General features: G+C 60.8%; 4 protein-coding genes and 1 pseudogene. All 5 read right to left on the bottom strand.

Going from position 1 to position 3983, the window contains the following annotated elements; translation table 11 throughout:
* Positions 1 to 376 precede the first annotated feature (376 nt).
* Positions 377 to 622 (bottom strand): phage tail assembly protein, encoded by a 246-nt coding sequence (locus ACY69P_RS14890; RefSeq protein ID WP_462328040.1) that lies wholly within the window; start codon positions 620 to 622, stop codon positions 377 to 379.
* A 132-nt stretch (positions 623 to 754) separates the two neighbouring features.
* On the bottom strand, positions 755 to 1261 hold the full coding sequence (locus tag ACY69P_RS14885; RefSeq protein WP_459899089.1) for a phage major tail tube protein: 507 nt from the start codon (positions 1259 to 1261) through the stop codon (positions 755 to 757).
* Complete coding sequence (locus ACY69P_RS14880; RefSeq protein WP_462328039.1) at positions 1261 to 2469, bottom strand: phage tail sheath C-terminal domain-containing protein; 1209 nt, start codon at positions 2467 to 2469, stop codon at positions 1261 to 1263. The genes ACY69P_RS14885 and ACY69P_RS14880 overlap by 1 nt, the downstream gene beginning before the upstream one ends.
* A 4-nt stretch (positions 2470 to 2473) precedes the next feature.
* Positions 2474 to 2935 (bottom strand): phage tail assembly chaperone, encoded by a 462-nt coding sequence (locus ACY69P_RS14875; protein WP_462328038.1) that lies wholly within the window; start codon positions 2933 to 2935, stop codon positions 2474 to 2476.
* Between the two features lie 13 nt (positions 2936 to 2948).
* A pseudogene (locus tag ACY69P_RS14870) lies at positions 2949 to 3983 on the bottom strand (hypothetical protein); the annotation flags it as partial.

Genomic DNA, 3983 nt, shown 5'->3' with positions numbered 1-3983 from the left:
CGACGGCGCCGCAGCACGCGCGCCGGACGCCTGCCCCGAACCGGCACCGCCGGACGTACCTCTTGTCTGCGGGGCTGAGCCTCCACCGGGCGCCATTGTGGACCGCAGCTTTCCCACAACGCGCCGATGCGCCCGGGAAACAAGCGACGCACTCTGCGCAAAGTCTTGGCTCACGGCCTTAAAGGATGCGTCCGGCACAAGGCCAAACCGGATAACACCTGCTGTGCTGCCCCGCATTACGCCCTGCCCCGTTCATCTTTTGGGAGATATGACATCCACATCATAAGTTCCTCCACATCCATGCCGAAGAGCTCGGCGCGGCTCCAGCCCGTGTAATACGCAAGGGCCAAAACGCCGCGCCGGGCGGTCTCGGCGTCTACGACAAAAAACCCGTGTACGCCTGCTGGAGCTTGCGGTAGTCCGCCATGTCCAAGTCTTCCAGCACATCAACGGACACTTCGCACAGGTCCCCAAACAGGCTGATTTCCTTCTGCACGTCCGTGCCTTTGCGCTCCTCGTTGGCGGCCACGTCGCGCACCTTGGGGCGGCGCATGTCCAGCGCCGCAATCTCCTGCCCCTGCCACGTCACCGGATGGCCCAGCGTAATCCGTTCCTTGCTCATATCGTCTCCTTGTATGGCTTTGCGCCGTGCTGACTTCCCCCGCACCACACTCGTTGGCGCACAGCACGGGAGTCCACAAAGGCCTCTGCCCCGTGGACTCCCTGCGCCGCGTCACGACGCGCTCACGGCTGCCTACATGCCGCAGGCGTCGCGAAGTTCCTTCAGCTGGTCCTTGCCGCCGATGACGCGCTTCATGTTCAGAGCGTCAATCTCGTGCAGGGTTTTGCCGCCCTGCTCGCGTTTGTAGTAGGTCAGCGCCACGGTCAGGGACAGCGTGGCCGCCTCGCCGGGTTTCCACGCGCCGTCCTCAACCTTGGTAACGGTGCCGCGCATCTGCACGACCACGGGCGTCACCGCGCCGTCCATGCTCTGCAGGCCGCCACGGGCTGTGAGCTGGATGCCGCTGTTCTGGACAACGCCAAAGCTGCCGAGGATGTGCTCGCACTGCTTGGACAGGGTGAAGGTGGCTTCCATCTTCTCCATGCCCATGTCGATGGCGATGGAGGTATCCATACCGCCAGCGCGGTAATCCTCGGTGACAAGGCTCAGCGCCGGAAGCTGGAGTTCCTTGCATTCGCCGACGTAGCCGCGTCCGTCCACGAACAGGGCAAAGTTTTTCAGGATGTTCTCTGCGGGCATTAGTTGAAGACCTCCTCAATGTAGTCGTTGACCAGATGGCTGCGGAACGTGACGTGCTCTGCCGGATAGGGCGGCGTGAAATCAAAGTCGAAGTAGACCTTGCCCTGCTGGACTTGATCGGGCGTGTTCAGCTCCGGGTCCGCCCAGCATGTGCCGCCAAGAATGGCGCCCACGGCCTCAAGGTGACGCAGGTAGGCGTTCACGCCTTCCACCACGTCGTCCACGTAGGTCTTGGTGATGTTCCGGTCCACGGCCCACAGGTGCGCGGCAAGGATGGATTCGTTGATCATGTCCGCCGTGCGACGCACGGACAGGAAGGACCACTTGGGATCGGTGCATCCGGTGCGGTTGCCCCACAGGCGGTAGCCGCCTTCGTTGATGATGGTGGCGACGTTCTTCTCGTTCAGCATGTTGGCGCGGCAGTTGACGTCACCCAGGGTAAAGTCCACAGGACGCGCGGTGCCGGAAATGCCCATCACCTGCTGGTTGGAGGGCGACCACCAAAAGCCCCGGTCGTTGTCGGAACGGGCAATCATGCCAGCCACTCGCGCGGATGCAGGCTCGGCAACGTATTCGCCGTCGCGGTAGACCTTCACCCACGGGTCCACCATGAACACGCGGGCGGTGCCGAAGTCGCCCATGGCGGCGATGGCGTCGGTGTCGTTGGTGTTCGGGCCATCCACGATGACCACAGCGCGCAGACGCTCGGCAATGCCTTCCAGTTCGGCGCCGACAGGATTCTTGAAGAAGGTGCCGGGATTGTCCGCATCCTCGGCGCGCTGATGCGTAAAGCCGGGAGCCAGCAGAACGCGCGGGGTAAAGCCAAGGACAGACGCGCTGGCGCGAAGGGCCTGCACGCCCATGTACTGCCCGGTGGCTTCATCCACGCCGCCGACCACGTTAGTCATGGTCGCGGCATCATCCGCGCCCTCATCCACACGCACCACGACAACCATGGCCCCGGACTGATCCAGAATGCCGTCCAGCGCGGCAGGCAGCGTACCCGCGCCATCGCCCACGGTATCCAGCTTGGCGGCCTCGCGGCGGTTGCCCGCAACAAGGACCGGAGTGTTCAGAGGAAAAGTGCTGGCGTCGGCGTCCGGAGCCGTGCCCACAATGCCGATGACGGAGCTTTTCAGGGTACGAATGGGACGCGGACCACCATCAATCTCAACGACTTCCACGCCATGCAGAAACTGTTCAGGCATTAACTTAGACCTCACTGGTTGCAGGTTCAGATTCAGACTCACAAGACACACCACCATCCTCAGCGCCAGACACCACAGAATCCGACGGAGCTTCGGGCCACTCGATAGAATTGGGGAAGCCGGGTTGATCAGGCACAACCTCCAGCGCATCAGCGTAGGCGTCCCATTCGGCAAGCCGCGCATCAATCCCAGCGACGTCAGCCGACGCGGACGAGAGCACACGACGCTTGCGCAGGCGCTGCATCACGGCGGGGTCGTACACCTCACGCATAAGGCGGTCCCGCTCGGCGCGGGCCTGTGTGGCGAGTTCGTCTTGCGTGGGTTCTGGCGGCTTCGTGAATTCGTCTTTTTCGGCGGTCGTGATTGAAGTCAGGTCCTGCCAACCTTTGCTGGAGCAAACCCTGTGCATCTCCTCAGCTGATTCGAAAGCGTACACGTTGTTGTTTTGGTCTTTGTAATACCTCATGTATTTCCTCCCGCTACCGCAGTTCAGCCCAGTGGCCGATAGCAGTTGTTGCCACACGGTATGTACTGTTGTTTTGCACCACTGCACAAATGCTGTGCGCCCAAGTAGCATCCCCTCTAGGTACGCCTTCTGCGGCAATAACACCGTCTACAATAATCCTAGCTGATGAGTGTACACCTACACTTGCATTTATTGATACGAGTATAGGCTTCCCAGTAGTATTTGTATAAGTCACCCCTTCACTGCGGCTAGATGTCATATCCTGCCACGTCTGTCCCTCTCCGATTTGGGCAAGTTCTGTTCGGTCTGCTTTAGAGCCATTGATGCTGGCAACTTGGTCAGCCAGCGCCATCAGGTCCACCTGCGCGGCGTTCACCGCAACGTCTGCGACCTTGATGCAGGGCAGGTGATAGAGTGTCTTGGGGCGGTTCTCGTCGGCGGTGGGGACGGCGCGGGATGCGTCAAAACCAAGTCCATTAGGATACATACTTGATCCCACTATCCCTTCACAAAGAGACCCATCTTTGTAAAACGGACCACTATTTAACCCGCCATTAACAGAATCTATATTTGCTACTCCCTCAATATTCCGAATAGCATCACCAGCCCAATCCCCAACACCCTTGCCAGCTTCACCCGGCCGCGACGCACCAACATAATGCCGCACGCACGGCAGGATAATCTGCTCCGCCGTCACGCAATACCGCCCACAACTCCCTTCCTGCGCCGCCGCTTCCGCGTCCCACGCGGCCTCGTCGGTCAGGTAGTTCCCGGCGGCAAGAACGGCCTCGTCCAGCTGCGGGTACGTCCCCCTCAGAAACTTCTGTTTGACGTTGGCGGGGACCGTTCCGGGCAGGGGGACGCCAAGTGAAGACCAGCACAGCTGCCCCACGGGGACACCTGCGACATTCCCCCACGAGACAGACCCATCATCCTGACGCATCAGGACCTGACCTGCTTCGCCACCATCAGGCAGCGTCTGATGGGGATCACCCATATTGCCAATATGTGAGGCAACGCCACTCAAATCGACCTGCGCTGCATTAAT

The organism is Desulfobaculum sp., assembly GCF_054921475.1.
This window is presented reverse-complemented; position numbering and strand designations above follow the sequence as displayed.

Excerpts from the sequence above, each read along its gene's own strand:
- ACY69P_RS14890 (WP_462328040.1), bottom strand. The coding sequence starts at position 622 with ATGAGCAAGGAACGGATTACGCTGGGCCATCCGGTGACGTGGCAGGGG.
- ACY69P_RS14885 (WP_459899089.1), bottom strand. The coding sequence starts at position 1,261 with ATGCCCGCAGAGAACATCCTGAAAAACTTTGCCCTGTTCGTGGACGGA.
- ACY69P_RS14880 (WP_462328039.1), bottom strand. The coding sequence starts at position 2,469 with ATGCCTGAACAGTTTCTGCATGGCGTGGAAGTCGTTGAGATTGATGGT.
- ACY69P_RS14875 (WP_462328038.1), bottom strand. The coding sequence starts at position 2,935 with ATGAGGTATTACAAAGACCAAAACAACAACGTGTACGCTTTCGAATCA.